Genomic DNA, 24,487 nt, shown 5'->3' with positions numbered 1-24,487 from the left:
TGCGAGGGGTCCGAGTTGCGGAAGCGATCCCGATCATTCATCTTGCCAGGCTGGTCCGAAGTTGCCGAGAGCATCCTGGGAGTGCCGACCTGCGTTGTGCCGAGAACGCAACCATCTGCCACGAAGCTACCGCCGCCCCCTCCCGCCCCTCCTCCATAGACTTGGTTTCCCGACGCGTCGGGTTGGACGCGCTCCAGGCCGCCGCCGCCGCCGCCGTAATAGCCGTTACCGCCATAACCGTAGTCTCCCAGACCGTTGTAGTACGTTCCTGGATTACCGCCCCCTCCACCACCAGCGACATACCCACCGGTGCACGGGGGCCAAGCCGAGCCAGATGGACCCGACCCAGAGCTCCCTGCCCAAGCTATTCCCACAACCGGCTGGTTGCCCGCAGAGCCCCCAGTCCCTGCGGCCGTACTGCTTCCCCCCGTCCCTCCGCCACCCCACCCACCGCTATCTTCGCCGGTCTTCCCTCCCCCCCCGCCTCCATTCGACTGCCCAATCGGCCCGCTATGGTCGCCCGCGACACACCCGGCCTCCCCCCCCCGCCGGCCTCGACGATGATTGGGCCCCAGTAAGCGCTTATCCAATGTACCGTAGAGCCGTCGCCAAAGAAGCCCTGCGTGGCAGCTGCCAGCCTCAGTGCAGAGTAGGTGCTACGAAGGGCGTCGGTTAGCTGGAACTGCAAGTCAACGTACCCTCCCCCTCCCCCCTTGGCTTCGTTACACGTTCCAGATGGAGAGCTGCCGTAAGCGTACCCCCCGCCGCCCCAGGCCTTTATGCGAATATTGGCGCACGCGGTGGGAATCGAGGACAGTTGGACGTCCACGGAGGAACCGTCCCGCCAATCAACCGCAGCACACCCGGGAGTGCACGCCCCCCCTGTCGACTGGGGTGCTATGCAGCCCTGTTGAGCAGCCGTATGACTAGCTGAGACGAGGAACAGGAGGCCTGTTGAAAGGACGGTAATCGCATGTCGCAGGAGGCGATACCCGGCAGAGCCAGGTGATTGCATCGGTACCCCCATCAGTGAGGACGGTTCACTCGCTTGTCCCTTATGGTCACCCGCTGGGTCATCCACGTTCTCGCGACATGGGCCAGCATCGGCAACTACTTCATGAGGGTCGCGCCTGTGTCGTTGAGCGAGGTGTTCACGAAGAGGGGGTAGTTGGGAACAGTTGAGTTCGTATAGCCCACGCCATTCTGGCGGTATGTGACGTGGCCATTGGTCACGTCGCCTCCCGTGAGAAACGCACCGAACCGAGAGGAGGACGAAATGCGGTTTGTGCGGCTTGAGCGGAGCAAGCACCAGAGTCCTCCTGTGCCCGGTTGGGAAGCTGGATACCACTTCGTGGAAGAGCGCACCCCTCCGTCGCTACGCTGTCCACACCGGGCGCGTGCAAGGGCTCGACAGGATGGGTCCCCCACTCCCCCAGAGCAGATCCGCTCTCTAGAGGGCGCGCCAGCGCGATTTCACCGAGCCTGGGCGGAACGTGCGATGCGGTGGTGGTGAGAGCGCACGAGTCCCGAAAAGTAGCGTCATATCTAGGAGTTCCCGCTCGCCCGAGCCCTGGTCACGATGTGGAATGGCGACCCATCGCTTGAGCATTTCTGCCACCCCGTCTATGGCCCCGCCTGTCCCGTTTATCCATGCCTTCCAAAGCACCAGTGCCAAACTGATCACCAAAATAGACATTCCTTGGAGCAAGTCATAAGGAATGTGCACGAAATTTGCACCTTTCTAGGGTCCCGAGGTGGAAATTAATGGAGATTAGGTTCGGGGAGTGCGCGATTGACACCGACGCTCGCGTGCTGCATCGGAGCGGGCAACCTTTTCACGTCTCGCCAAGGGCCTTCAAACTTTTGGAGATCCTGCTCGCGGCCCGCCCGCGCGTGGTGCCCAAGGCCGAGCTACTGAAGCGACTGTGGCCCACAACCTCAGTGGCCGAGGCCAACCTCGTCAACCTCATCGCCGAAATCCGAGCTGCCCTGGGAGACTGCCCGAAAGAACCCCGCTGTGTCCGAACAGTCCACGGATACGGATATGGGTTCAAAGCGGAGGTCGCCTCGGAGGTCCCGAGCGCCGACGGGGAGGCTTTCTGTTGGCTGGTCTACAACGAAGGTCGTGTAACACTGCGGGAAGGCGACCACCTAGTCGGGCGGCATCCAGACTCAGTCGTTCCCATTGATTCCTCGAGTGTCTCCAGAAAGCACGCCCGGATCGGGATCCTCGGCCGCAGAGCCATCCTTACAGACTTGGGCAGCAGGAATGGAACATTTGTCAGCGGCGGAAGAGTCGAAGGGCCAGTGACTCTTCGGGATGGCGACACCATAATCCTGGGCTCGCTGCCGCTCACGTTTCGAGTTCCAGCTCTTTGGGATCCCACGGATGACCTTGATCTCACCGCTGCCAGGCAATTGGGTCGACGCCGTGACGACCGGAACACGCCCCAAAAAGAGGTTGCCCTCGAGTGCGGGAAGAAGCGTTCAGTGACTGGCTTGCTGGATCCAAAACACTAAGCTCCGCGATGCCAGGCTCCGGCGCAGTCCCTGCGGCCTGGAGCAAGCGGCCCCCCCCGCCGGGCCTTCCGCGGAGCCAAGCTGGGTGCAACCCGCACCGCGTTCTCTCCGTCGTCGCCATCCGCGCTGATGGCACCCGTTGCCCCGCTGGCTAGGGTTGGCCCTTCGCCACCGAAAACACCCTCTGAGCGCTCTCGGCAATTGGGGCTCGCCCGAGCCGGTTGCAGCAGGGACGGCGCGCGCTCGCTGACAAGTACAACCGGCTGATTGGTGGCTATGGGCCGTGCCCAGTCCCCTGAGGACCACCTTCGTCCGCAGGCGGCCCGCCTCGAAGAGGCGCCATGCTGCGCTCCTCCCGGTCAGGGCCGATGAACACGACGGTGCCACTTGATTCCGACGGGATCCGGCGCCGTCTCGCGCAGGTGCTGCAGATCAGGAAGCCTCCGGGTGTGACGTCCAGGTTGGCGACCCCCGTGAGATTGCGGCACCTGATGCAACGCAAGGTATCGGTGGGTTCGAGGACGGCCATTGTTTCATCTCTTCCGGCGCCGCGCTTCCCAGAGTGAAGCGCGGCTACCAAAGGTTGACACGGGGCTGTCTAGCTCTCTCTAGTCCCCAAACCACGGCGAGTTCATCCTCGGATCAGCGATGGTTCTGTAGCGTGCGAGTTCTGGTTCGCTGGCCTACAGACCCCACCGCCGGGACGGGGAAAGGGCGCGCGGGTGCCGCAACGTCGCTCCTCCAAAAAAGCACCCCAGCGGGCTCCTCCCAGGGGACGAGATCGGCGACAGCGTTTGTTGCTAAGGACGCGGCAACCGAGGCAGCCCGGCCCGCGGGGTCGTGCCGAAGCACGATCATCAACTTGGAGTAAAGATAGACATCACTCGGGCGCATGTCATAAGGAAGTTCTCAGCAATTGACACTTTTTAGGCATCAGAGTGGAAATCAGGTTCGGAAAGTAAGCGGTCAACAGCTCGTCTGGTGCAGCGCCGCGGGCAGCCCGTTCACCTGTCGCCAAGAGCCTTCAAACTCTTGGAGATCCGATCGGGGCCCGCCCTACCGTGGTGGCCAGGACTGAGCTGTTGCAACGACTGTGGCCCGCAGCCAATGCGGGGGAAGGGAGCCTCACCAACCTCGTCACCGAAATCCGGGCTGCCCTAGACCAGAGGGCCGCCTCTGCTCGGTCGCAACGGCTTGCCGATGCTCGCGTTCCGTCAAGCGCTCCGAGGTATCATCTACGACAGCTAGATTCCATAAGGAGGTCCGTGTGGACGGCTACCATCCCGATTGGGTAGGGGGGTTGGTTACCGGCATCGCAATAGTCCTGTCCCTTCTTGCTGGCGTAACAATGTGGCCTCAACGAGGCCATCGCAAGAAAGTCGTTGTCATTGCCGTATGCATTGGGCCATCGTATCCGTTGCCGCCCGTACCGTACTTCGGCATTTTGGAATCTAGCGCCGCCGTTAGGGCCTCCGACGCTCTAGAGCTCACAGCGTCAGCTCCCAGGTCTGCCCGGTCAGATCGTGGCCAAAGCTGTGGTGCCGGTTCTCCTCGACGAGTCGAAAGCCCGCTTTCGCGTAAATATGCCGGGCGCCGTCAAGGCCGGCGTTAGTCCACAGCATCATTCTCCGGTAGCCGACTTGGCGGGCAAAACGCAGGCATTCGAACACCAACCGTTCGCCGATGCCCAGCCCCCGCGCCCTCGGCTCCACGAGCAGAAGGCGCAGCTGCGCGACTCTCTTCGACCGGCTGACCAGAAACACAGAGCCCACAGGCTCTCCGTCCTTCTCCGCAATCCAGCAGCGTTCCCGCTTCGCGTTGTAGTTTTGAATGAACTTGGCCACGATGCTCGCTACGAGCGCCTCGAATTGCTCGTCCCATCCGTATTCCTGGGCGTAGAGGACGCCATGACGGTGGACGACCCATCCCATGTCGCCGGCCTGGTGGGGCCGCAGTAGAAACGGCGATCTCTGGTCGGGGCGGGCCCCGAGCAGCTCCTGGATGGCCTCCATGGCTTCGATCAACCGGCTCTGGGCCCTCGGTTGCAAAGCGCTCAACATCGCCCGGACTTCCTCGCGGGCGGCGGTATTGAGCACAGTAAACGACTCCTGTCCTTTGTTTGTCAGCGACAAGACGCTTTGGCGACCGTCGGCCGTCGACCTCTCTTTGGCGATGAGGCCGCGGTTCTTGAAGGCGCGCAGGATCCGACTCAAGTAACCCGAGTCCAGGCTCAGCTCGTCGCTGAGTGCGGTCGCCACGGCTTTTTCGCGATGCGCCAGCTCATACAGAACCCGACCCTCCGTCAAGGAGAAGGGGCTCTTAAGAAGTTCCTCGCGCAGGACACCGATTTGCTTCGTGTAGAAGCGGTTGAAACGGCGCATGGCGTCTACTTTGTGATCGAGCTCCGTCTGGGCCATCTTCTTCTTCCTCATCTATCTGCCACTGTCATGTATATAGCTGCTCCTGTCAAGTGTTCAAGCGGGGCAGCCGACTGTATCCGAGCGTGGTCAGTTGCTAGTCTCGGGATTTGGGCTCGTCCCAGTCGCTGCCCGTGCCAGGAGATTTTCCAACTCAATCCTTGCGTGGTCGGCAAGGTATCGTCACCCACGGCGGTGGGGGCGACGCGGACACCGTCGGCCGCGGCGTCTCGAAGGTATGCTCCATGCGACGCTACCCCTTTGTGGCGCTGTCGAGGTCCGGAAAGGTCGCAGCGAGCTCAATCGGCGAAGCGCCGGGCTATTGAGACGCAGGGCGTCGGATATACGGTCTTCTCGGAGCCAGTAGCTGACGCCGCCCGCGCTTCGAACCCGGTAAAGGAAGTAGCGGTCTGGTCCGTTTTCTCTTAGCCGCCTTGTCAGGGGCCCGCGAGAAGCTGCTCGACGTGTTTGTCCACGTCTAGGCGGAGCCCGCTTGAGGGCGGGCTTGGCCCGCTCCGCCTCGTGTGCCCTCTCCTGAGCAGCCGCCTGCTCAGGGTTGTCTTGGGGGCCGGTCGTTGCAACGCTGATCAGGACGAGCCAGGAGGCGGTTGCATACGGCCACACGCTCGCCGGGCAGGAACACCTCGTCACACCTCTTAGGACGCGGCTGCGCGACCTGCGGCCGTCTGATGGCGGCCTCGCTTGCAATTCGCTGTTTGGTCGCTGCTCCCCTATTGTGGGATGCAGGGGTCCGAGTCACCCGTCTCCAAGAGCAGCACCGGGAGGGCGGGGGCAGCAGGAGCCTTTGCGTCGCGTTGAATGGCCTTCAACCCCCAGACCCTTGCTAAGATGGATGTTCTCCAAGGAGGCTCATATGCTCTTGAACGCTCTCGTTCTCGCGGCCGGCGTGGTGAGCTCCGCCGACGGCGTCCCGATTCACTTTACGGACCAAGGCAAGGGCGAGCCCGCCCTCGTGTTCGTCCACTGCTGGAGCTGCGACCAACACCTTTGGGACAACCAGGTCCCTGTCTTCGCGAAGCGGCACCGCGTCGTCACTCTCGACTTGGCCGGACACGGCGAGTCCGGCCGAGGTCGCAAGGATTGGTCCATGCCCGCCTTCGGCGAAGACGTGAAGGCGGTGGTCGAGAAGCTGGGGCTCAAGCAGGTGGTGCTCATCGGGAGCTCCATGGGCGGACCGGTGAGCCTGGAGGCGGCCCGTTTCATGCCTGGCCGTGTCGTGGGTATCGTGCCGGTAGACACCCTCCAGAACGTCAGCGAGCGGGTGCCGCCAGAGCAGGTTGCGGGCATGATCCAGATGCTCGAGGCCGACTACAAGGGCACGACCACGCAGTTCATGAATCAGCGCTTATTTGCCCCCGGCACGCCCCCCGCCGTGAAGGAGCGAATGCTCGCGGGAGCTTTATCCGTTCCTCCTGAGGTCGCCATTCCGTCCATTCGGGCCGTCCTGACTTACGACCCCCAGCCGGCCCTCGGTGAGATGAAGGTGCCCGTTCGTGCCATAAACAGTGACTTGAATCCCACCAACATCGATGCCAACCGCAAGGTTCTTCCGGCTTTCCAGGCGGTCTTTATCAAGGGCGTCGGGCACTACCCGATGCTCGAGGCTCCGGCGCGGTTCAACGAGTTGCTGACCGGCATACTGCGGGACCTTCAGAAATAAGTTGAACGGCCACTCCCCGCTCTCTCGAGCGGTCCCGCGGGCGGGGATGCGCGGTCGGGACCGTTTGTGGCGCCGGCCTCCCCGCGATCAGTTGGCCTTAGAAACCCGTACCGCCGAATACTCCCTACTTTTTCTCGGGTGCGTACCGACCGCGCTGGTGAGAGTAGTCGGAATACCCATGACAGGCTGCGTTCGCATTGTCGTTCATGAAGCGAATCAGATCAATTTGGATTTTCGAACAGTCGGCCTTCTCCGCTGCGCTGAGGCATTGATCCAAATCATTCTGGTAGAGGCCTGTCTTTGCTTGACCTCCGGACAGACCCTTCAGCTTGTCGGCTTGGCCGCAAGGAGCTTCCGCGCGATCTGGCCAGCAGCGCTTGCTCACCGAGCATCGAGTCGAAGCGATCCTGTAGTTGGTTTCGTGGCTAGTGGTCCGCTCCTCCGCCCCAACCATCCCCGAAACCAAAATTGCCGCAAGCAGAATAGTACGCGTCATGACGGCCTCCTAAGCTACTTTACTCGCCTACGCCACCACCAGGGTTCGTTTGGGCCACTGGGAGGCCTGAGCTTCCTAATCGTCAGCTTGGATTCGCCTTTGCGCATTATGAACCAGGAATCGACGCTGAGCTCCCGGCTCGGACGCCCCGATTAAGCTTCGTATCCGGGGACAGTCCCACCTGCAGTCGACAGGCGCAATCCCTGGGTCGGATCTTTCTCCCCTTTCGCTCAGGGCCAGATTTCGATTTCTGGATCCTCGACGACCTTGTTCTTGATGAGAACCTTGTACTTGTAACGACCACACACACCAATGGCTTCGCCCTGTTTCTGACGCGGATTGTCTTTGATGTCCGTGACTTTCACTGCGTCGGACTTCTCGAATTGGAACGTCACATCAGGGGGTTTCGCGCATGTGTCCTCGGCGACGATATGCCATTTGAACGTCTCACCGCGCCTGACGGGTTGCCACTCTGGAGACGTGTGCGTAATGCAGTTGCCCTTCTCGGTCTGGATGACAACGGCAATGACAATCGGTTTCCCGTAGCTAGGAAAACCGATGAACTTGTAACAGCTCGCGCCGACGCTAGCGAGGACTAGGCTCAGTACCACTACTCTCAATCGACGCATCAGGTCCTTCCTTTCTTTCAGCGGGACCCCTTCATGAGTTTCTGGAACTGGGACAGGGCCTGGAGTGAGACTAGGTCGTCATCGTCGCGGGCGAGGGCAACGCTGTAGCCTCGGCCCAGGGCCTGCTCGAGCGCGGCCAGTGCTTCTCTCTGCTCTCCGGCGAGGGCGTGGACCACCGCCTGGCGGTAAAGAAGGCCGGCGTCGCTCGGTCGTAGGCTGACAGCCTCGGCCGCGTGCCGACTTGCCTCCGCCCGCCGGGCCAGCTTGGCTTCGGAGATGGCCAGCATGCCCAGGACCTCCGCATCCTTGGGGTTGACCCTGAGCTGATCCCCGCAAAGAGCGACTGCTTTGCGGTATGAATCGCTGGCTTTCTCGTGTTGCCCCATGCGATCGTACGCGTCACCCAAGTTCCGGTATTTGACGGGCGAGGGTTCGAGCTTGGCCGCCTCCTCATAGGCCCGGGCAGCGTCCGCGTACTTCTTCTCGCTGTAGTAGACACTCCCGAGGTTAGAGTAGGCCCGGGCATCGGGCCCCAGCGCCAGTGCCATCTGGTAGTTCTCGATGGCCTGACGCTTATCTCCCATAGCCTGATAGGCGGCGCCGAGCATTTGAAACCCCCGGGAGTTGTCCGGCTGCAGTTCGGTGATGTGACGATACGCGGCCGCGGCCTCCATGAACCGGCCAGTGCGGAAATAAACGCCCCCGAGGTGGCTGTGGTTTGGCCAGTATTTGGGCCGCAGCTGAATGGCTTTCTGGAACTCCTTGATGGCTTCGTCCGGGCGTCCCCGGTCGGAGAGGATGTCCCCAAGCAGCCGGTGGGCATCGTCGTCGCTCGGCTGCAGCGTCAGCACCCGTTGGAGCTCCTCGACCGCCGGGTCGGTGCGTCCGGTGCCCTTGTACACGAGGGCGAGCGCAAAGCGTGTTCGTGGCTGGCCGGGGTCGAGGCGCAGCGCCTCCGTGATTGAATCCGTTGCCCGCGACGGAGCTCCTGCATCCTTAGTCTCCTGGTAAAGGGCCCAATAGGCTTCGCCGAGACCGGCGTGAGCCAAAGCGAACTTCGGGTCTTTTTGGATCGCCGCCTGGAAGGCCTCGATGGCCCCGGCAACGTTCCCCTTGACATCGGGGCGTTCGAGGAGGGCGCGAGCCCGGGAATAGTCCGCGAAGGCGTTCACGTCGGTGGTGGGCGCCCGGGCCAGCCGCTCTCGGTCGGCGGCGGTCAAGGTCACCTGCAATGCCGCGCTCAGGCCTTCGGCCAGGCGGCGCTGCAGCAAGAAGAGGTCCTCCATTTTCGCCTCGTAGTCCCCGCCCCAAGCGACCGAGTCATCGGGGCGAACGAGGTTTACCGTGACCAAGAGCTTGCTATCCGACCGATGCACGGCCCCGTTGATCAGAAGGGCGGCCCCGAGTTCAGCGGCGATTTTCTTTGTGACCTGTAGCTGCCCCTGGTAAGGAAGTGTCGCCGACCGCGAGACGACGGTGAGCCCAGGCAGGGAGGCCAAGTGGGTGATAAGGAGGTCCGCGATGCCGACACCGAGATAGTCGAGAGACGGATCGCTGCTCACATTCGCGAGGGGAAGGATGGCCACCACGGGTCTCTTTGCGTCGGGACTACGCGCCGGAGTCGGGGGCAGCAGCGAGCGCGAAAGGAAGATGACCCCCACGGCGACGACCGCCGCGGCCCCGAGCGCGACGGCCAACTTTCGCCCGCGGAACCGAGGGCTCCGCGCCCAGGGGGTGGAGATCTGCAGGCTTTCGGCCAGGTGTTCGCGGACCACCAGAAGTTCCCGGGCCAAGTCCAGGGTTGAGGCGTAGCGATCCTCAGGTTTCTTGGCCAGGCAACGCTCGAGGATCCAGCGCACGGGGGCGGGAACGCCAGGGTTGTACTTCTCCACCGGCTCCGGCTCGCTCTCGATGATCGCGGTCAAGGTCTGGGGATGGCTAGCTCGCTGGAATGCCCGCCGCCCGGTCAGCATCTCGTAAAGGATGACGCCTAGGGAGAACTGATCCGACCGGAAGTCCGCTTCCCGGCCCGCCGCCTGCTCCGGGGACATGTAGCCGACCGTGCCTAGAATTCCTCCTGCCTTCGTATCTGGATCGTGCACGACGGGGTCGGTTCCGGTTGTTGTTGATGCGGAGGACGCATCACCGACGCTTGAGTCGTGGCTCAGCTTCGCGAGGCCGAAGTCCAGTATCTTGACGAAGCCGTCGGCGTTGACCATGACGTTGTCGGGCTTCAGATCACGGTGAACGATGCCCGCGCCGTGAGCCTTGGCGAGCCCATCGGCAGTCTGCGCAGCGATGTCGAGGGCCATCCGCAGGGCCATGGGCCGGTCGGTCAGGAGTTCCCGCAGCGTCCGGCCTTCCACCCGCTCCATCACGATGTAAGGCACGCCGTCGAGTTCGCCTACCTCGTGGACGGTGACGATGTTCGGATGGTTCAGGGAGGAAGCGGCCCGCGCCTCGCGGTCGAACCGCGCGAGGCGTGCGACATCGAGCGCGAAGCGATCAGGCAGGAACTTGACCGCCACGTCACGCCCAAGCTGCAGGTCTCGGGCGCGGTAGACGTCACCCATCCCGCCCGCTCCCAGCGTCTCGGCGATCTGGTAGCGGCCGAAACGGCGGCCTTCCTCCGGCATGTCGCTTTTCCTGTCGACGGACGGATTCTCAAGCTACGCCGCTGGAGCAGGCCCGTCAAGATCTGCCCGGCGGTCTCCTCTGCGGACACGTCGCGCCGTCGGCCCGCGCGGCGCACAGGCCCCCCGCTCGCCTCGACGTTGCCCATCTCCCTACAGCGTCCGTGTCTTGCTCGGATGATTCTACAGCACGACGAAGTCAACACGCGGAGGAGCTCCAAAGTAATCCCGGATCGGACTCCGCGGACCTCTCTCGGGCGAGCCCGCGAGGAGCTGCAAGCCCTGCTCTCGGAGCTTCACGCAGAGTATCTATTCCGCAAGGAACGGGCAGCGGAGGCGTCGGGCTGTCCATCGCCATGGCGGGGGTCGGCCCCGGTTGGAGCGGTTCTTAGTGCCCGTGGAGACCGCCGACGAAACGGCGCTCGGTGAAGCGATGGCCGGCAACCCGAAGAACACTGTCCTCGGGTTGCCGGCCCTGCGACGCCTTGGCCCGACCCCTACAGGGCCGGGATGACGACCCTCTCCACCGCAGTGGCCGTCGCTCCTTTTTGCGTCGCCTCAGCGAGCTCGCGCTCCAAGCGAGGCCGCGGGAGCTCGCGCCCGACGCTTTCGCCGATCCAGGCTTGCCGGAGCACGTATTGGTCGCCGTACTTGGAAAAGACAAGCCTCGCCCCCGCATCTTTCCCGGACTCGAGGCGGATGGTCAGGACCACCGCGCCGTGGTTGAAGCCCTGAACGAGGAGCGCACTTCCCCTCGTGGACACGGTGTATGTCCCCGGTGGAAGCTCAGCGCCGTAGACGGTGAAGCCGAACGGGATCTTGTAAGCCATCTCGGCAGCTTCGACGGGCATGGAAAACACCGCGAGCACGGCCAACAGGCTTGCCGCCCCTAGACCCTTGAGGACCCATTTCGCCATCACACCCTCCTTGACCGCCCGCATCGTGGACGGCGTATTGTGAAGAACGTGGCTGGAAAGGCTTTGTTCGACGCCGGACCGAACTCCTAGGGAAACCCTAGACCTGCCGGCGGCGCCCACTCCTTTCCGGGTCGGGCCCGCGCCCGCACTCCCCCACCTTCGAAACCCGAGCCGTCCGCGCGATAATCAAGACGCCACTCGGGCCAGAGAAAGGGAGCCTGGGCTTCTCATGCCGTACCCAGGAGGGCATTAAAGGTGCGGCTCCTCTTCGGCGATTGCTTGCTGGACACAGAGACGCGGCAGCTCCGGCGGGCGGGCCAGCCGGTCCACCTGACGCCCAAAGTGTTTGAGCTGCTCCAGGCGCTCTTGGAGCAGCGGCCCCGGGTGGTAGCCAAGGCGGAGCTCCAGAAGCGTCTCTGGCCCGATACCCACGTGCTGGAGGCCAATCTCCCCAACTTGGTCGCCGAGCTCCGCACCGCGGTCGGGGACAGGGCGCGAAACCCGCTGTTCGTTCGCACCGTCCATGGGTTTGGCTACGCGTTCTGCGGCGAAGCAGGCGAGCTCGGACCCGCAGCCTTTCCGGAGGCCGACCGTCCCTTTGTCTATCGCCTGGCGTGGGAGGGAGGGTTGGTGGCCCTAGCGGAGGGCGAGTACCTCCTCGGCCGTCACCCTAACTCGATCGTGCCCCTCGACGCGGCGGGTGTCTCCCGCCGCCACGCCCGCCTGCGGATCTCGGATGGGCAGGCGATCCTCGAGGACCTGGGAAGCCGCAACGGGACCTTCACCCTGGGAGAGCGGCTCGCAAGTCCGACGCGCCTAGCGGATGGAGACGAATTCCGTCTAGGCTCAGTGGCCTTCACCTTCCGCGTCTCCCGGACATCGTCCTTCCCTGAGACGCTCGATCAATGAGGCCCCCGATCATCCGAGCGCCTTACTACCTTCCCAACGCGGACAGACACCCCACGGCAATCCCACGCCGCAGTAGGTCATTCGCCCGGACATGGAGATCGGCTACATCCTCGACGTAGCTCTCGGCGTTCTTGTAGGACGGCGGGTCGCTCAGTACGCGTTGAACAAGCAACGCGGCCCGCTCGAAGCCCCTCAGGTATTCCCTTGTTTGCCGGTCCATGGGACCCCCCGGTCAGGTCTACACCAACATGAGGCACGACCGCGCCTCTTCACGCTCCCCGACCAACCGAAGGGACGAACCCATCTCTGAATTTGTTCCGGCATGCCGGGCACCTAGAAAAACCCTAGCTTCTGGCGAATCCATGCCCGGCCACGAAAACCCTAGAAACTCGCTAGACATCTCCTAGGACTTTCCCGTCGCCCGCTCCGATGTTAAGGATGGCGCATGAAGCCATCGCCCGGCGGGCCTGGCCGCGCCGTTTCAGGAGAAGGAGTCGACCATGTACCCGGGGTCCATCGCTTCGAGCCTGCTCGCCGCGGTCTTCATGGCTCTGGCCCCATCTTCGACCCACGGCTCCGACCCCAGGGAGGGCTCGTCCCTCAGGCGATACCCGGCGGAAGCAACGGCCGCGGGCCGCCACGGGGCCAACGTTCGCATTCGCGGCCTCGCTCGCGGGGCGGTCGAGCGGGCTGTTCTTGATGCGAGCCGGCGCCTGGCCGCCACCTCATGCCAGAAGGTGCTTTCAGACTTCGTCGACGCCTCCGGCAAGCCGCTCCAGGCCTCCCTCGACACGCTTGGCGAGACGGCCCAGGTTTATCTCGGCCGTTTGCTCTTCTATGACGGGTCCAGCCAAAACCTCTGCTCGGCAGGGACGATTCTCGGAGCCACCACGCCGGGAGGCCGGATCGTGTACGTCTGCGTGTCTCATTTCGCCGACCGGGCGGGGCGGAATGCATCGGACGCCGATGCTTTCGTCATCCACGAGATGTTGCACACTCTTGGCCTGGGCGAGAACCCACCTGCCCCGTCGCAGATCACCGCGCGGGTCATGCAGAGATGCTACTAACCGGCCAGGCAGCTAGGCGGGGCGCCTGAGGGTAGGTCTAGCCGGCCTCACCCCAGAAAAGGAAGTAGCGCCAAAGCCCGGTACCGCAGATCTTGAGGAAATGGTTCGGGAAGAGCCGGCGGAGTTCGTCTAGCCGCTCCCGGCCCAGGGCCACGTGGCTGCGCGCGAGCGCTTGGGCCACGGGAGGCAACGCGTCCAGGAAGTCCACTACCCCAATCCGCCCGCCCGCCCGCAGGTCAGCGCGTGCGTTGGCAAGAATCTCCAGGTACGGCGGCATCATGCTCAGTGAGTAAGAGAAGAGGATGCGGTCGGCCTGATCCCGATAGTCGGCGCGTGTGCCGTAGGGTCGTGGGTCGAGACTCACGCGGAACTTCCTACCAAGGCGCGCGACCCGCTGTCCCGCTCGTTGGAGCATGGCCGGCGAGCACTCGATCCCCACGACCTCCGCTCCCGTGCGAGCCAGGGAGCCCAGGTTCCAGCCCGTGCCGCAGCCCACGTCGAGGGCGCGGTTCCCCGGACCCGCCGCCAAGCCGGCCACGATTTCGCGCCGTCCGAACAGGATGAACGGCCGCGTCCAGTCGTAGATCCCGGCCTGGCGCCGATAGAAGCGATCGAGCGCCTCCAGCCCGAGCCGGTCCAAGGTGGACGCGTCAGACATTGGCGAAGCTCGCGATGTGGAACGATCCGTAGGTGCCCACCCGGTCCTGGCGGTGCAAAGCCGCCGCCCGCTCGCGCGCGAAGGCCAGCCGCCGGAGTATGGAAGCCGGCAGGAAGCGGGCGTCGGGGCCGCCGCTGCGGAAGATGACCCGCGCCCCGGGAGCAGCAATGGCGAAAATCCGCGCCCACTCCTCTTCGAGGAGCCGCGGCTGGGGAGCCATCCAGTCCATGTGATCCAAGAGGACGAACGCCGTCACCGGCTCCTCTTGGCGGGCGAGGCATTGGGTGACTGTGCCCGTGAACGTCTCGATGCGATCCACGAGACCGGCCTTGAGCCGCGCGAAGTTCGCTTCCTTCAGGTACTCCGGGCAGCTCTCGCGCGTGTAGCGGCCGTTTAGGTACACGCTATAGAAGTAGTTCTGGCGCAACAGCGAGACCGACATCACATGGTCGAGGCAGCTGTGGATGAATCCGGCAAAGCCGCCGGAGCCGGCGTGGACCATCCGGCGCTGGGGAGCCGGCACCCCCAGGAGGGCGAGCACGGTCGAGCTTCCCAGCAAGCGGAGCAGGTGCGCGCCGAACAGTCGATGGCGCAGCTCACTCCTGTAGATGCCGACCTGGTGTTCGATCGTTGCCGCGGCCAATATCCGCTCCACGATTTCCCAGACCTTGGCCACGTGCTCGACGTACCACTGGACGGCAAGCGCGACCAAGCCGGAGGTACCACCGTAATAGAAGCTCTGGCCCCGCGCGCGCGCCGGCTCGAACAGCCGTACCTCGCGGTCCCAGAAACCACGCGCCGGCTCGGAGAGGGCCGGGCGAAGAGCGGAGTAGATCTGGCGGGCGCGGCCGCAGCCGCCCTGCCCGAAGAGGGCAAAGAACGATTCGAAGTCAAGGGCTCGAATCCCCGCTCGTTTCAGCTCTAGCAGGTAGTTCTGGCGAGGGTTCTGATCCACGGCCAGAACCCGCGCTCCCAGGAGGGCATAGTCGAGGGCATTGCAGCCGGCGCTCGTGATGACCAGGACACGATCGGCGGGGGTCAGGGTCAACGCTTGGCGGTCCACCGCCGGGTCTTCCCAGCATTGGTTGTAGATCAAGCTGTTGCGGGAGACGGCCTCGAATACCCTCCATCCGAGCCAGGTTCCGCTCTGCAGGTCGGGCATGCGCCGCTGAGACACCCCCATCCTTGACAAGGCTACCCCGCCTTCATGACGCCGGCGCACCGCCGGAATGACGTCTGGGTGACGGGACCAGGGGAAGGCTGCTCGAGTAGAGACGGCGCAGAATCGCGACCTCTGGCCTCGTGCCCTGCGAGCAGTGCACGCGACCGACCCCGCCTTGCCTTCCAAAGTCACCAGCGGGGCGCGTCGTCACGAGATCGTCATGGCTTGATCATCCCGTCTTCCCGGTCAGTGGCTAGCCTGCGATCGTGGGTCTTTATCGCGTTCGCGTGCCCCCCGTCGCCGGTGGTCGCGGCTACAATGAACCGACCGCCGTGCGCATCGCTGCCATCGATCTCGGGAGCAACTCCATCCACATGGTCATCGTGGAAGTGACCGCCTCCGGGGGTTTCCGGGTCGTGGCAGGCGAGAAGGAGATGGTCCGCCTGGGCGCCTTCACCCTCTCCCGTGGGCGGCTCCCCGCCGTCGCCATCAGCCGTGGCCTGGACGTGCTCAAGAAATACGCCCGCCTGGCCGAGACCCAAGGGGCCGAGAAGATCATCGCGGTGGCGACCTCCGCCATCCGCGAAGCCCGCAACGGGGAGGACTTCCTGGACCGCGTCGGACGCGAGATCGGGGTCTGGCCGAGGGCGATAACGGGAGAGGCGGAGGCCCGCCTGGTTTACCTGGCTGCCCTCCACAGCATCCACCTGGAAGGCAAACGGGCACTGGTGTTGGACATCGGTGGGGGAAGCGTTGAGTTGGCCCTGGGTAAGGGTAGCCAGCTCGAATGGGCCGCGTCCAAGAAGTTGGGTGTGCTCCGCATGGCCGAGCAGTTCGTGAAGTCCGATCCCCTGACCAAGAAGAGCGAGGAGCGCCTGGCGCGGCACGTGCGTGAGGCGGTGGAGCCCGACGTGGAGCGGGTGCGTGGGACGAACGTCGAGGTCGCGATCGGCACCTCGGGCACGATCCTGGCCCTGGGGGCAATGGCCCATCAGATGGAGACGGGTCGTCCAGCCGAGACCCTCCATCACCTGAGCGTCAAGGCAAACACCCTGCACGCCCTTCGCCAACGGCTGGTGGCGGCGGATTTCAAAGAGCGCTTGCGGATGCCGGGAATGGACGAGCTGCGCGCGGACGTGATCCCCGCGGGGGCCGTGATTCTGGACACCATCCTGGATCTGCTGGGGATCGAGGAGTTGGTGCTCTGCGAGTGGGCGCTTCGGGAAGGCATCCTGATCGACTACATCCAACGCCACCCGCGGTCGCTCGCCCGTGCCGAGGCATACCCGGATGTGCGGCGCCGAAGCGTGATCGCCCTCGCGGAGCGCTGCCTCTACGACGAGCCCCACGCCCGCCACGTGGCCACCCTTGCCACCAGCCTTTTCGACCAGACCCGTGATCGTCACGGCCTCAGCGACGGCGATCGCGCGCTGCTCGAGTACGCCGCCCTCCTCCACGACATCGGGCACCACATCTCCTATCCGGGCCACCACAAGCACACCTACTACCTCATAAAGAACGGCGACTTGCGCGGCTTCCATCCCGCCGAGATTGAGGTGGTGGCCAACGTGGCTCGTTATCACCGCCGCGGCGAGCCCCGGCGCAAGCACGCCGCTTTCGCCGCCCTGCCCCGTGACTCGCGCCGCACGGTGCGTGTCCTGGCGGGCTTCCTTCGCGTCGCGGACGCTCTCGATCGCAGCCACCGGCAAGTGGTGCGCCGGCTCGCCGTTTCCGAGCGAGCGGGGCTCCTGCGCGTGCGGGGTGAGGCCAAAGGCGACTACGAGCTGGAGATATGGGGTGCGGGACGGCGGACCCAGCTCCTGGAAAAAGCCCTTGGTCTCGCCGTGCGCGTGGATATGTCCGCGGAGGTTCGCCCCCGCCGGTTGCGGGCGGTACGGCCCTAACCGCCGGCCCCGGGCTGGAGCAGCCTCACCCGCGTTGCCGCCTCCAGTGCGGCCTCGCGCCGCAGCCGAGCGTGGAGAAGGCGATGCGTTGCCGCCCCGAGCAGCATCCCGCCCGCGATCCCGTCCAGAAAGCCGTAGGCGGCGAGCTCCAAGGCATACCCCGCTGACGCCGCCGGCTTGAAGAAGAGCGCTGCCGCCACCCCGAGGGCGCCGCAGGCCGTGAGCCAGCGGAGCACCCTGCGACGCCCCGTCGGCGAAGCCGCGAGGACGGGCCGCGGAGACCGGTTCCGCCAACTCCAAAGGAGCCGCTGACCTGCGATACGCCGCCAAGCGTCCAAAGCCGCGGCCCCAAGCACAACCGTGAATACGATCTGGAGAAGATCATGGACGGGAAGGGGCCCGAGAGGAGAGGGCACGTTGAGGCTGAGGAGCGGGAAAAACGGGACCGCCCACCCCCCCGAGGCTTCGCCGTGGGTGAATCCGTCGAGGACGATGTGCGTGAGCCCGCCTAGAACGGCCGAGAGCACGACCCCCCACCAGGCTCGGCCCCGCGGCCTCTCCAGCGCAGCCAGATCATGCCAGCAACGGGATAGGTAGGGCACGAGCCAGGGAATGACGAGATCCGTCGTGAGGACGTAGAGGGCGAGCACGACTGGAACCGTGAACAGGATCTGTCCGGCCACGGTGTGCCCGAGAATGGTCTCCCTTCTCACCGGCACGATGAACTCGAGGTCGGGGGCGAGGCTCCCCAGGACCAGCGCCAGTCCCGAGAACCAGCGCGGTCGCCAGGCCTTCAAGAGGAGGGCCGGCGCTTGGTGGGAAGGAACAATCCAGGGCACAGGTCGCGCCTCCCTTCCGCGCGCCGTCTGCCCGACGCGCGTGACATTCGAGACCATCGTGCCTGGGCTGAAGGGCATTCCTGTTAAGAACGTGTTCCTTTTCTCCAGCGAGGGTTGCGCGGGGAAGCCTCAAGCCCTTCTTTCGATCGTCACCGGATCGTGATGATCTCGTCATGGGGCCGCGGTACAAGGAAAAATGCTCTTCGAGCCAGCCCGGGTCGGGGCGGCAACCGCGCTGCTCGGGCTTCTGCTGGCGCCCTACCAGGCCGGTGGTCACGCCGCCATTTGGAGCGCTCGCCCCTTCTTCGTCCCCCGCGAGGAATCTCTAACCGAGGATGACGTCCGCACCATCGATCGGGGCCGGGCCGTGGCTAGGGTCGTCGAGACCCGGGACCGGTCAGAGGTGATGGCGATCGGCGTCCTGCGGGTCCGATCCTCGGCTGACCAGGCCCTCGACCGTCTCCGGGATGTCGAGGGGCGGCGTGGAGACGGCGACGTCCTGGCTATCCAGGAGATAGGCTCCCCGCCCACTCTCCGTGACTTCAGCGACCTTTCTCTCCCCGCCGGAGACCTCAACTGCCTGCGGAACTGTCGCGTCGGCGACTGCGACGTGAGGATGTCGGGCGAGTGGATTCGGCGCTTCCGTCAGGAGATCGATTGGTCCTCGCCCCAACACCGGCAGGCTGCGGGCGATCTCTTTCGGGAGATGCTCTCTGGCTACGCCAAGTCCTACATGGCCCATGGCAACTCCGCCCTCCCGGTGTACGAGGACGCGCGGGAGCCCGTTCGCGCCGCCGAGAATCTCGACGAGCTCCTCCGCCGTTTCGAGGGACCCCTCGACACTGTTCCCGAGCTGCGCCGCTACCTCACGGAGTTTCCCCGGGGTCGACCCGAGGGAGCGGAGGACTTCCTATATTGGGTCAAGGAGAGGCTCTGGGCCCACGTCGTGGTGAGCATCAACCACGTGACCCTCCTCAGAAGGACCATTGGCTCGCACCGGGTGGTCCTGGCCGCGTCCAAGCAGATTTACGCGAGTCACTACTTCGATTCCGCCTTGAGGACCACCGCTTTCGTGGAAGAGCCTGGCGGTGGCGATCCTTGGCTCGTCTTCGTTTCCCGTACCCGGACGGACACACGACCCGGCTTCACTTGGCTCCAACGCATCCTCATTCGCCGCCTGGTATGCGTTCGACTTCAGAAGCAAATGGCCGTATTGCGCGACGGTCTCGAAAGCCGCGCCCGCCTCTTTCCCGCGGAGCCCTAGGGAACCGCGGTTTGGCCATCCCTCCCGGGGCCGGGGTCGATAGCTGACGCCGCTGTCGTGCCCCACTCCCAAGCGCGTAGGGCAAAGAGGCTTTGCCGGAAGTAGCCTTTTGGGAAGTCGACGTCGCTGAGCCCGTAACCCGAGGGCTTGCGGCCTTCGGGCAGCCACGCGGTCCCGAAGAGCCGGTCCCAGATCGCGAGCTTGGTGGCCAGGTTCTTGCCGTGAGCGTCGGCGTCCAGGGCGTGGTGCCAGCGGTGCGCCTCCGGGCCGTTGATCAGATACTGCAGGCGTCCCGTCCGCACCCCGATGTTCGCGTGAATGTACATCCCCCAAAGGGCGCCGATCATTCCCTTGATGAGGGGCACCTCAGGGGAAGCACCCAGAAGGACCATGGGGGCGAACTCGATCGTCTGATTGACCAGAATCTCCACGGCGTGCGAGCGCGTCGAGGCCAACCAGTCGACGCTCTTCGCCGAGTGGTGCGCTTCGTGAAGCCTCCAGAGGACGGGCGAGCGGTGCTGCCAGCGGTGGAACCAGTAGATATACAAATCGTGGGTCACTAGGAAAAAAGCCACCTGACCGGCCAGGGGCCAGTCGGATACCAGGTGCAGGCGTGACCAGCCGGTGCTGGAGTCGATCCATCGCGTGAGCGCCGCGATCAGGAGCGCCAGGACGTAGCTCTGGATGAGCGTGTAGAAGATGAGATCGGTCCAGAAGCCTTCGCGCAGCATTCTCTGGCCCCGATCGTAGGGGAAGGCCCGCTCGAGCAGGGCGAACACCCACACTCCTGCGACGATCGTCGCAGGGGCCAATATGCTCCAGTTCACCACAGCCCGCGCAAGCGACGCCTCAGGAGGCGGCCGGGAAGCGGCTCTTCACGCGCCGAAGCTTCTCGATCTGCGGCAGCTCCCCGGCATACACGCGCTTGACGCCGTCCCCAAAAGAGCGCTCGATGTCTCGGATGTTCGAGATGAGGCGCATGAGGCCGCCGATCTCGACGGACGCCGCTTGGTCGCTCCCCCACATGGCGCGGTCGAGGGTGATGTGCCGTTCGACGAACGTCGCGCCCAGGGCCACCGCCGCCCAGGTGGGCGCCAGCCCGGTTTCGTGGCCGGAGTAGCCGACCGGGTGCTCGCGAAAGTGCTGCTTGAGCGTGTGGAGCATCCGAAGGTTCAGGTCACTGAGGGGACACGGGTACGTCGAGGTCGCGTGGGCCAGGAGGAGCGGGCCCTCGGCGACGGCTGAGACCGCCATCTCGATCTCCTGCATCGTCGACATCCCCGTCGATATCATGAGCGGACGACCGGTGGAGCGCATCTTGCGGAGAAGGTCGTGGTCGGTCAGCGAGGCGGAGGCGGCCTTGTGGCACGGCGGATCGAATCGCTCCATGAAATCCACGGATTCATCGTCCCAAGAGGAAGCAAACCAGAGGATCCCCCGCTCACGACAGTGACGGTCGATGGCGGCAAACTCCGCCTCTCCGAACTCCATCCGACGCCGGTAATCGATGTAACTCATGCGTCCCCAGGGCGTATCTCGCTCGACCTGCCACTGCTCCCGAGGGACGCACTCTTCCGGGGTCCGCTTCTGAAATTTCACGGCGTCGGCTCCCGAGAGGACCGCTCCGTCGATCAGCTTCTTTGCGAGTTCCAAGGAGCCGTTGTGGTTGATGCCGATCTCCGCGATCACGAAGACCGGCTCCCCTTCGCCGATCCAGCGACCACCGACGTGCACAGCGGCTTTGGTCATGGTGCCTCCTTTTCACGCTTCAATCTCAGGATCCATTCGGCAAAGTCGCGAAAGGCCCCGGACCCGCCCGGGGCGGTACAGCGGTAGTGCACGGCTTCGAGCACCTCCGGCATGGCGTCCGCCGGCGCCGCCGTCAGCCCTCGCTCCCCCACGGCCGCGATGATCCCCAGGTCGTTCACGTCGTCGCCGATATAGGCCAACGAGGCGGTGTCGAGGCCTGTATCACGGAGGATCGCGTCGAGGTGGGCCGCTTTGTCCTGGAGCCCCGGAAAATGGTAGGGTAGATGCAGTTTGGCCGCCCGTCTCTCCACCAACGGCGAGCGCTCGCGCGTGACGATCGCGGTCCAGATGCCGGATTCCCGGAGGCGCTCGACGCCCATGCCGTCCCGAACGGAGAAGCGCCGCAGGGCCTCCCCCTCGGCCGCGTAGTACACTCCGCCGTCGGTGAGGACGCCATCGCAATCGGTGAGGACCAGGCGAAGGCGGCGGGCGCGCTCCACGAGTTCCCCCGCAAGCAGAGCGGGACCGGACGCGGCGGAGGCGGCGCTTACCATGCCGTCCATCCACCGTCGACGATCAGGTTCGCCCCCGTCACGTAGTCCGAGGCGTCGCTGGCGAGAAAGATGAGGGCGCCCGCGTAGTCCGAGGCGTGGGCCATTCGGCCCAGGGGCGTGCGTTCCGAATACCGGGCTACGAACTCTGGGTCCTGGCCGTTCTCCACGCCCCCCGGAGACAGCGCGTTCACGCGAACCCCGGCCCGGCCCCAGTAGGCCCCCAGGAAGCGGGTAAGGGCGAGCACGGCACCCTTCGTCGCCGGGTACGCTGCAGATTTGAAGAAAGTCTGCGTACCGTCGGCGTTGCGGTAGAGGGACTGGTCCGGGGCCACCACCCCGTACGTGGAAGCGATGTTGATGATGCTCCCCCGCCCCTGCGCGGCCATCTCCGTCCCCAGCGACTGGCAGCAGAGAAACGTCCCCGTGACGTTCACGCGTAGAGCTCTCTCCCAGAGCTCCAGGGGATACTTCTCGAAAGACAGCACCTCCTTCGGATTCGATCGCTCGACCTTGTCGTCGACGGCGGCGTTATTGACCAGCACGTCCACACGCCCGAACCAATGGAGGACGGCCTCCCGGAGGCGGACTACGGAGCCCACGTCGGTGATGTCGCAGGCGTGCCCATAGGCCTCTCGGCCGTGCGCGGCCCGCAAATGAAGAGCGAGGTCGGTGCAGTCTTGTTCCTTTAGGTCAACGGCGACGACGTTGGCGCCGGCCTCGGCGAGGGCCAGACAGTGGCGGGTTCCCAAGAGCCCGGCCGCGCCGGTCACGACCGCAACTCTCCCGTCCAAGGCGAACCCCTGGGAGGTCATTTATCAGCGTGCATCGCCGCCGGTCGCGGCTTGACGTTGAACTGGCCGACGCGACGGAAAACGGGCTCCACCGGCTCCCCCCGCAAGCTTGCCCGCACCGATCTTTGCTCGACCGCGCGACGCAGGAGGCCCAGGGTCTCGCGGTAGGCGGTCAGCGTGTAGTCGATGTCGTTGTCGGTGTGGGAGAAAGAGAGATTGTGGAAGCCTCCCCAGAGGATCCCCCGCTTCAGAAGCTCTTGCTGGACCAAAGACTTCAGTTCCAGGGGATCCCCGGCCTTTGAATCGAACACGACCATCGTGCGGTAGTCCAAGCCCACACACCGCGTGTAGTCCATGCCCAGATCGGCGGTGATTTGGTTGTAGCCCTCGCGCAGCTTCCGACCCTGCCGGGCGAGGTGTTCGGGCACGCGCTTGTCTCGAAGCTCGGTGATGGTCGCCCAGGCCGCGGCCAGAGACAGGGCTTCGCCTCCAAAGGTCGTGTAAAAGAACACGTCCTTGTCGAGCAGGCTCATCACCTTCCCCCGCCCGGTGAGAAGGGAGAGGGGCATGCCATTGGCGACCGCCTTCGAGAAGCACGCCAGGTCGGGGGTCACTGCGAAATACTCCTGAGCGCCACCCAGGGCGAGCCGGAAGCCCGTCCACATCTCGTCGAAGACCAGAAGGGTACCGTTCGCGGCACAGGCTCGTTTGAGCTCGCTGAGGAAACCGTCTCGGGGCGCTTCGAAGGTCACGGGTTCGAGGATCACGCAGGCCGTGTCACCGTCGATGGCTTCGAGCACCGACCCGATGTCGTTGTAGCCGAAAGTGAAAGTCAGCTCCTTCACGCGATCGGGAATGCCCGCCGCCCGATCCGTCACGGCGATGTACCAGTCGTGCCAGCCGTGGTACCCGCAGCAGAGGACATTGGGCCGACGGGTGAAGGCTCGGGCGAGGCGCACCGCCGCGCTCGTGACGTCGCAGCCGGTCTTGCTGAACCGGACGCTCTCGGCATTGGGGACGACCTCACGAACGAGCTCCGCCACCTCTATTTCAAGAGGATGCATGAGGGAGAACGTGATCCCGTCTTCGAGCTGGGCCCGTATGGCTTGATCAACCTTCCCGTAGCTATAGCCGAGCGATATCGGGCCCACGCCCATGCTGTAGTCGATGTACTCGTTGCGGTCGACGTCCCAGACGTGAGAGCCCTTCCCCCGCCGGAGGTACTTGGGGGCTACCCCCCGTACGAACTGCTGCGGACCCTTGGCCAGAGTCTGGGTGGCGGCGGGGATGAGGCCCTGAGAACGGACATAGAAGGCATCCGATGTAGAGATGTCGGGATACGCTTCGTTGAACTTCACACCATTGGCCATGCCCGTTCTCCTCTCTTAGGCGGGGACTCCAGGGCTCTCAGGATCCGCTTCGCGATCATCCCGCCCTCGAAGCCTTCATGTTCCAGCACGTCGTCGAGAAGGGCCGGTCTGAACCACCGTTCCTCGAGGGCGATGGGGAGCAGAGGGCGGACCAGCCCCTGGCGGACGAACAATTCGGCAACGATGGAGCGCAGACCCCCCACAAGGAAGTGGTCCTCCAGAGTGACCACCATCTGTGAATCGTGCGCAGACTCAAGGAGGACCCTTTCGTCAATCGGCTTGAGCATTCGCAGGTTCACCACCCGAGTGGCCACTCCCTGCGAATCCAGGTGCTCCTGCGCCTTGAGCGCCTCCCGCACCAGGAGACCGTAGGTCAGGATGGTGACCACGTTCCCCTCCCCGAGAACCTCGGCCTCGCCAATTGCGAAGGGACGTGTGTGGGGAGCCCGGGCCGGCCCGGCGTTATACCGTATGTAGCACGGTGAGCGGTCGTCGCACAGGACGGGTAGCGCCTGAACCAGCTCCATCTCGTCGGCCGGACAGAAGACCTGCATTCCCGGAATGCCCCGCATGAGCGCGACGTCTTCGAGAGCCTGGTGGGTGGGGCCGTTGGCTTCGGAGAGGAAACCTGGCACGTAGCCGACAAGTTTCACGGGCAGGCGGCCGAGGCCCACGTCCGTGCGCACAAACTCGAAGGCCCTCATGGTGAGAAAGGCGGCGAGGGCATGGACCACGGGCGTGCGTCCGCGCAGGGCCAGGCCGGCGGCGGCCCCGACCAGGGTTTCCTCGCAGATGCCAACATCGACGAACCGCTCTCCAAGGGCTGATGGCAGGTTGCGAATCGGAGCCCGATTCTCCGCCGTGAGGACAACAACGTCCTCGCGGGACCCTGCCAAAGCCCCGAGAGCATCTTCGTAGGTCATGGTT

21 protein-coding genes are annotated in these 24,487 nt (G+C 64.6%); 6 read left to right on the top strand and 15 right to left on the bottom strand.

Annotated elements, in window-relative coordinates; translation table 11 throughout:
- Positions 1-1,110: 1,110 nt before the first annotated feature.
- Complete coding sequence (locus VN461_06900) at positions 1,111-1,233, bottom strand: hypothetical protein (GenBank protein HXB54495.1); 123 nt, start codon at positions 1,231-1,233, stop codon at positions 1,111-1,113.
- A gap of 531 nt (positions 1,234-1,764) precedes the next feature.
- Between VN461_06900 and VN461_06895 the strand changes: the two genes are divergently transcribed.
- Entirely contained in the window at positions 1,765-2,520 is a 756-nt protein-coding gene (locus tag VN461_06895; GenBank protein HXB54494.1) for an FHA domain-containing protein, read from the top strand.
- A 1,487-nt stretch (positions 2,521-4,007) separates the two neighbouring features.
- Here the strand turns inward: VN461_06895 and VN461_06890 are convergent.
- Complete coding sequence (locus VN461_06890; protein HXB54493.1) at positions 4,008-4,952, bottom strand: helix-turn-helix domain-containing GNAT family N-acetyltransferase; 945 nt, start codon at positions 4,950-4,952, stop codon at positions 4,008-4,010.
- Positions 4,953-5,811: 859 nt separating this feature from the next.
- On the opposite strand from VN461_06890, the gene VN461_06885 reads away from it, so the two are divergent.
- Positions 5,812-6,618: an alpha/beta hydrolase gene (locus tag VN461_06885; protein ID HXB54492.1), complete on the top strand. Its 807-nt coding sequence runs from the start codon at positions 5,812-5,814 to the stop codon at positions 6,616-6,618.
- Positions 6,619-6,742: 124 nt separating this feature from the next.
- Here VN461_06885 and VN461_06880 read toward each other — a convergent pair whose 3' ends face one another.
- The 4 genes from VN461_06880 to VN461_06865 all read right to left on the bottom strand — a co-directional run bounded on the left by VN461_06880 (position 6,743) and on the right by VN461_06865 (position 11,293).
- On the bottom strand, positions 6,743-7,114 hold the full coding sequence (locus VN461_06880; protein HXB54491.1) for a hypothetical protein: 372 nt from the start codon (positions 7,112-7,114) through the stop codon (positions 6,743-6,745).
- Positions 7,115-7,344: 230 nt separating this feature from the next.
- Positions 7,345-7,743: a hypothetical protein gene (locus VN461_06875; protein ID HXB54490.1), complete on the bottom strand. Its 399-nt coding sequence runs from the start codon at positions 7,741-7,743 to the stop codon at positions 7,345-7,347.
- Positions 7,744-7,760: 17 nt separating this feature from the next.
- Positions 7,761-10,379: a tetratricopeptide repeat protein gene (locus VN461_06870; GenBank protein ID HXB54489.1), complete on the bottom strand. Its 2,619-nt coding sequence runs from the start codon at positions 10,377-10,379 to the stop codon at positions 7,761-7,763.
- A gap of 494 nt (positions 10,380-10,873) precedes the next feature.
- Entirely contained in the window at positions 10,874-11,293 is a 420-nt protein-coding gene (locus VN461_06865) for a hypothetical protein (protein HXB54488.1), read from the bottom strand.
- A gap of 255 nt (positions 11,294-11,548) precedes the next feature.
- Between VN461_06865 and VN461_06860 the strand changes: the two genes are divergently transcribed.
- Together VN461_06860 and VN461_06855 are read left to right on the top strand one after the other, a co-directional pair.
- Positions 11,549-12,202: an FHA domain-containing protein gene (locus tag VN461_06860; GenBank protein ID HXB54487.1), complete on the top strand. Its 654-nt coding sequence runs from the start codon at positions 11,549-11,551 to the stop codon at positions 12,200-12,202.
- Between the two features lie 500 nt (positions 12,203-12,702).
- Positions 12,703-13,269: a hypothetical protein gene (locus tag VN461_06855; protein ID HXB54486.1), complete on the top strand. Its 567-nt coding sequence runs from the start codon at positions 12,703-12,705 to the stop codon at positions 13,267-13,269.
- A gap of 37 nt (positions 13,270-13,306) precedes the next feature.
- On the opposite strand, the gene VN461_06850 is transcribed toward VN461_06855, so the two are convergent.
- Together VN461_06850 and VN461_06845 are read right to left on the bottom strand one after the other, a co-directional pair.
- Complete coding sequence (locus VN461_06850) at positions 13,307-13,927, bottom strand: class I SAM-dependent methyltransferase (GenBank protein HXB54485.1); 621 nt, start codon at positions 13,925-13,927, stop codon at positions 13,307-13,309.
- Complete coding sequence (locus VN461_06845; protein ID HXB54484.1) at positions 13,920-15,104, bottom strand: BtaA family protein; 1,185 nt, start codon at positions 15,102-15,104, stop codon at positions 13,920-13,922. The genes VN461_06850 and VN461_06845 overlap by 8 nt, the downstream gene beginning before the upstream one ends.
- Positions 15,105-15,421: 317 nt before the next feature.
- Here VN461_06845 and VN461_06840 point away from each other — a divergent pair, with 317 nt between their 5' ends.
- Positions 15,422-16,993, top strand: coding sequence for a Ppx/GppA phosphatase family protein (locus VN461_06840; GenBank protein HXB54483.1), 1,572 nt, complete (start codon positions 15,422-15,424; stop codon positions 16,991-16,993).
- On the opposite strand, the gene VN461_06835 is transcribed toward VN461_06840, so the two are convergent.
- Complete coding sequence (locus VN461_06835; protein ID HXB54482.1) at positions 16,990-17,832, bottom strand: DUF4184 family protein; 843 nt, start codon at positions 17,830-17,832, stop codon at positions 16,990-16,992. The genes VN461_06840 and VN461_06835 overlap by 4 nt on opposite strands.
- A gap of 196 nt (positions 17,833-18,028) precedes the next feature.
- On the opposite strand from VN461_06835, the gene VN461_06830 reads away from it, so the two are divergent.
- Entirely contained in the window at positions 18,029-19,096 is a 1,068-nt protein-coding gene (locus VN461_06830; GenBank protein HXB54481.1) for a hypothetical protein, read from the top strand.
- On the opposite strand, the gene VN461_06825 is transcribed toward VN461_06830, so the two are convergent.
- The 6 genes from VN461_06825 to VN461_06800 all read right to left on the bottom strand — a co-directional run bounded on the left by VN461_06825 (position 19,093) and on the right by VN461_06800 (position 24,483).
- Positions 19,093-19,875: a sterol desaturase family protein gene (locus tag VN461_06825; protein ID HXB54480.1), complete on the bottom strand. Its 783-nt coding sequence runs from the start codon at positions 19,873-19,875 to the stop codon at positions 19,093-19,095. The two genes, VN461_06830 and VN461_06825, sit on opposite strands and share 4 nt — an antisense overlap.
- Before the next feature lie 70 nt (positions 19,876-19,945).
- Positions 19,946-20,845: an N-acetylneuraminate synthase family protein gene (locus VN461_06820; GenBank protein ID HXB54479.1), complete on the bottom strand. Its 900-nt coding sequence runs from the start codon at positions 20,843-20,845 to the stop codon at positions 19,946-19,948.
- Positions 20,842-21,399 carry a 3-deoxy-D-manno-octulosonate 8-phosphate phosphatase gene (locus tag VN461_06815; GenBank protein ID HXB54478.1) on the bottom strand — a complete coding sequence of 186 codons (558 nt, stop codon included), beginning with the start codon at positions 21,397-21,399 and terminating at the stop codon, positions 20,842-20,844. Before VN461_06815 ends, VN461_06820 begins: the two co-directional genes overlap by 4 nt.
- Positions 21,393-22,211, bottom strand: coding sequence for an SDR family oxidoreductase (locus tag VN461_06810; protein HXB54477.1), 819 nt, complete (start codon positions 22,209-22,211; stop codon positions 21,393-21,395). The genes VN461_06815 and VN461_06810 overlap by 7 nt, the downstream gene beginning before the upstream one ends.
- Entirely contained in the window at positions 22,208-23,560 is a 1,353-nt protein-coding gene (locus VN461_06805; protein HXB54476.1) for an aminotransferase class III-fold pyridoxal phosphate-dependent enzyme, read from the bottom strand. Before VN461_06805 ends, VN461_06810 begins: the two co-directional genes overlap by 4 nt.
- A complete protein-coding gene (locus VN461_06800) occupies positions 23,545-24,483 on the bottom strand; it encodes a transketolase C-terminal domain-containing protein (protein ID HXB54475.1) in 939 nt (312 codons plus the stop codon). The genes VN461_06805 and VN461_06800 overlap by 16 nt, the downstream gene beginning before the upstream one ends.
- Positions 24,484-24,487: the final 4 nt, after the last annotated feature.

This window comes from Vicinamibacteria bacterium (genome assembly GCA_035570235.1).
Lineage (GTDB): Bacteria > Acidobacteriota > Vicinamibacteria > Fen-336 > Fen-336 > DATMML01.
Note: the sequence above shows the minus strand (reverse complement) of the source record. Positions and strands in the feature narration are given on the sequence as shown.

Bases quoted from the DNA above. Each gene is read 5' to 3' on its own strand.
- VN461_06895 (HXB54494.1), top strand. From the start codon at position 1,765: ATGGAGATTAGGTTCGGGGAGTGCGCGATTGACACCGACGCTCGCGTG.
- VN461_06890 (HXB54493.1), bottom strand. From the start codon at position 4,952: ATGAGGAAGAAGAAGATGGCCCAGACGGAGCTCGATCACAAAGTAGAC.
- VN461_06885 (HXB54492.1), top strand. From the start codon at position 5,812: ATGCTCTTGAACGCTCTCGTTCTCGCGGCCGGCGTGGTGAGCTCCGCC.
- VN461_06880 (HXB54491.1), bottom strand. From the start codon at position 7,114: ATGACGCGTACTATTCTGCTTGCGGCAATTTTGGTTTCGGGGATGGTT.
- VN461_06875 (HXB54490.1), bottom strand. From the start codon at position 7,743: ATGCGTCGATTGAGAGTAGTGGTACTGAGCCTAGTCCTCGCTAGCGTC.
- VN461_06870 (HXB54489.1), bottom strand. From the start codon at position 10,379: ATGCCGGAGGAAGGCCGCCGTTTCGGCCGCTACCAGATCGCCGAGACG.
- VN461_06865 (HXB54488.1), bottom strand. From the start codon at position 11,293: ATGGCGAAATGGGTCCTCAAGGGTCTAGGGGCGGCAAGCCTGTTGGCC.
- VN461_06855 (HXB54486.1), top strand. From the start codon at position 12,703: ATGTACCCGGGGTCCATCGCTTCGAGCCTGCTCGCCGCGGTCTTCATG.
- VN461_06850 (HXB54485.1), bottom strand. From the start codon at position 13,927: ATGTCTGACGCGTCCACCTTGGACCGGCTCGGGCTGGAGGCGCTCGAT.
- VN461_06830 (HXB54481.1), top strand. From the start codon at position 18,029: ATGCTCTTCGAGCCAGCCCGGGTCGGGGCGGCAACCGCGCTGCTCGGG.
- VN461_06820 (HXB54479.1), bottom strand. From the start codon at position 20,845: ATGACCAAAGCCGCTGTGCACGTCGGTGGTCGCTGGATCGGCGAAGGG.
- VN461_06815 (HXB54478.1), bottom strand. From the start codon at position 21,399: ATGGTAAGCGCCGCCTCCGCCGCGTCCGGTCCCGCTCTGCTTGCGGGG.
- VN461_06810 (HXB54477.1), bottom strand. From the start codon at position 22,211: ATGACCTCCCAGGGGTTCGCCTTGGACGGGAGAGTTGCGGTCGTGACC.
- VN461_06805 (HXB54476.1), bottom strand. From the start codon at position 23,560: ATGGCCAATGGTGTGAAGTTCAACGAAGCGTATCCCGACATCTCTACA.
- VN461_06800 (HXB54475.1), bottom strand. From the start codon at position 24,483: ATGACCTACGAAGATGCTCTCGGGGCTTTGGCAGGGTCCCGCGAGGAC.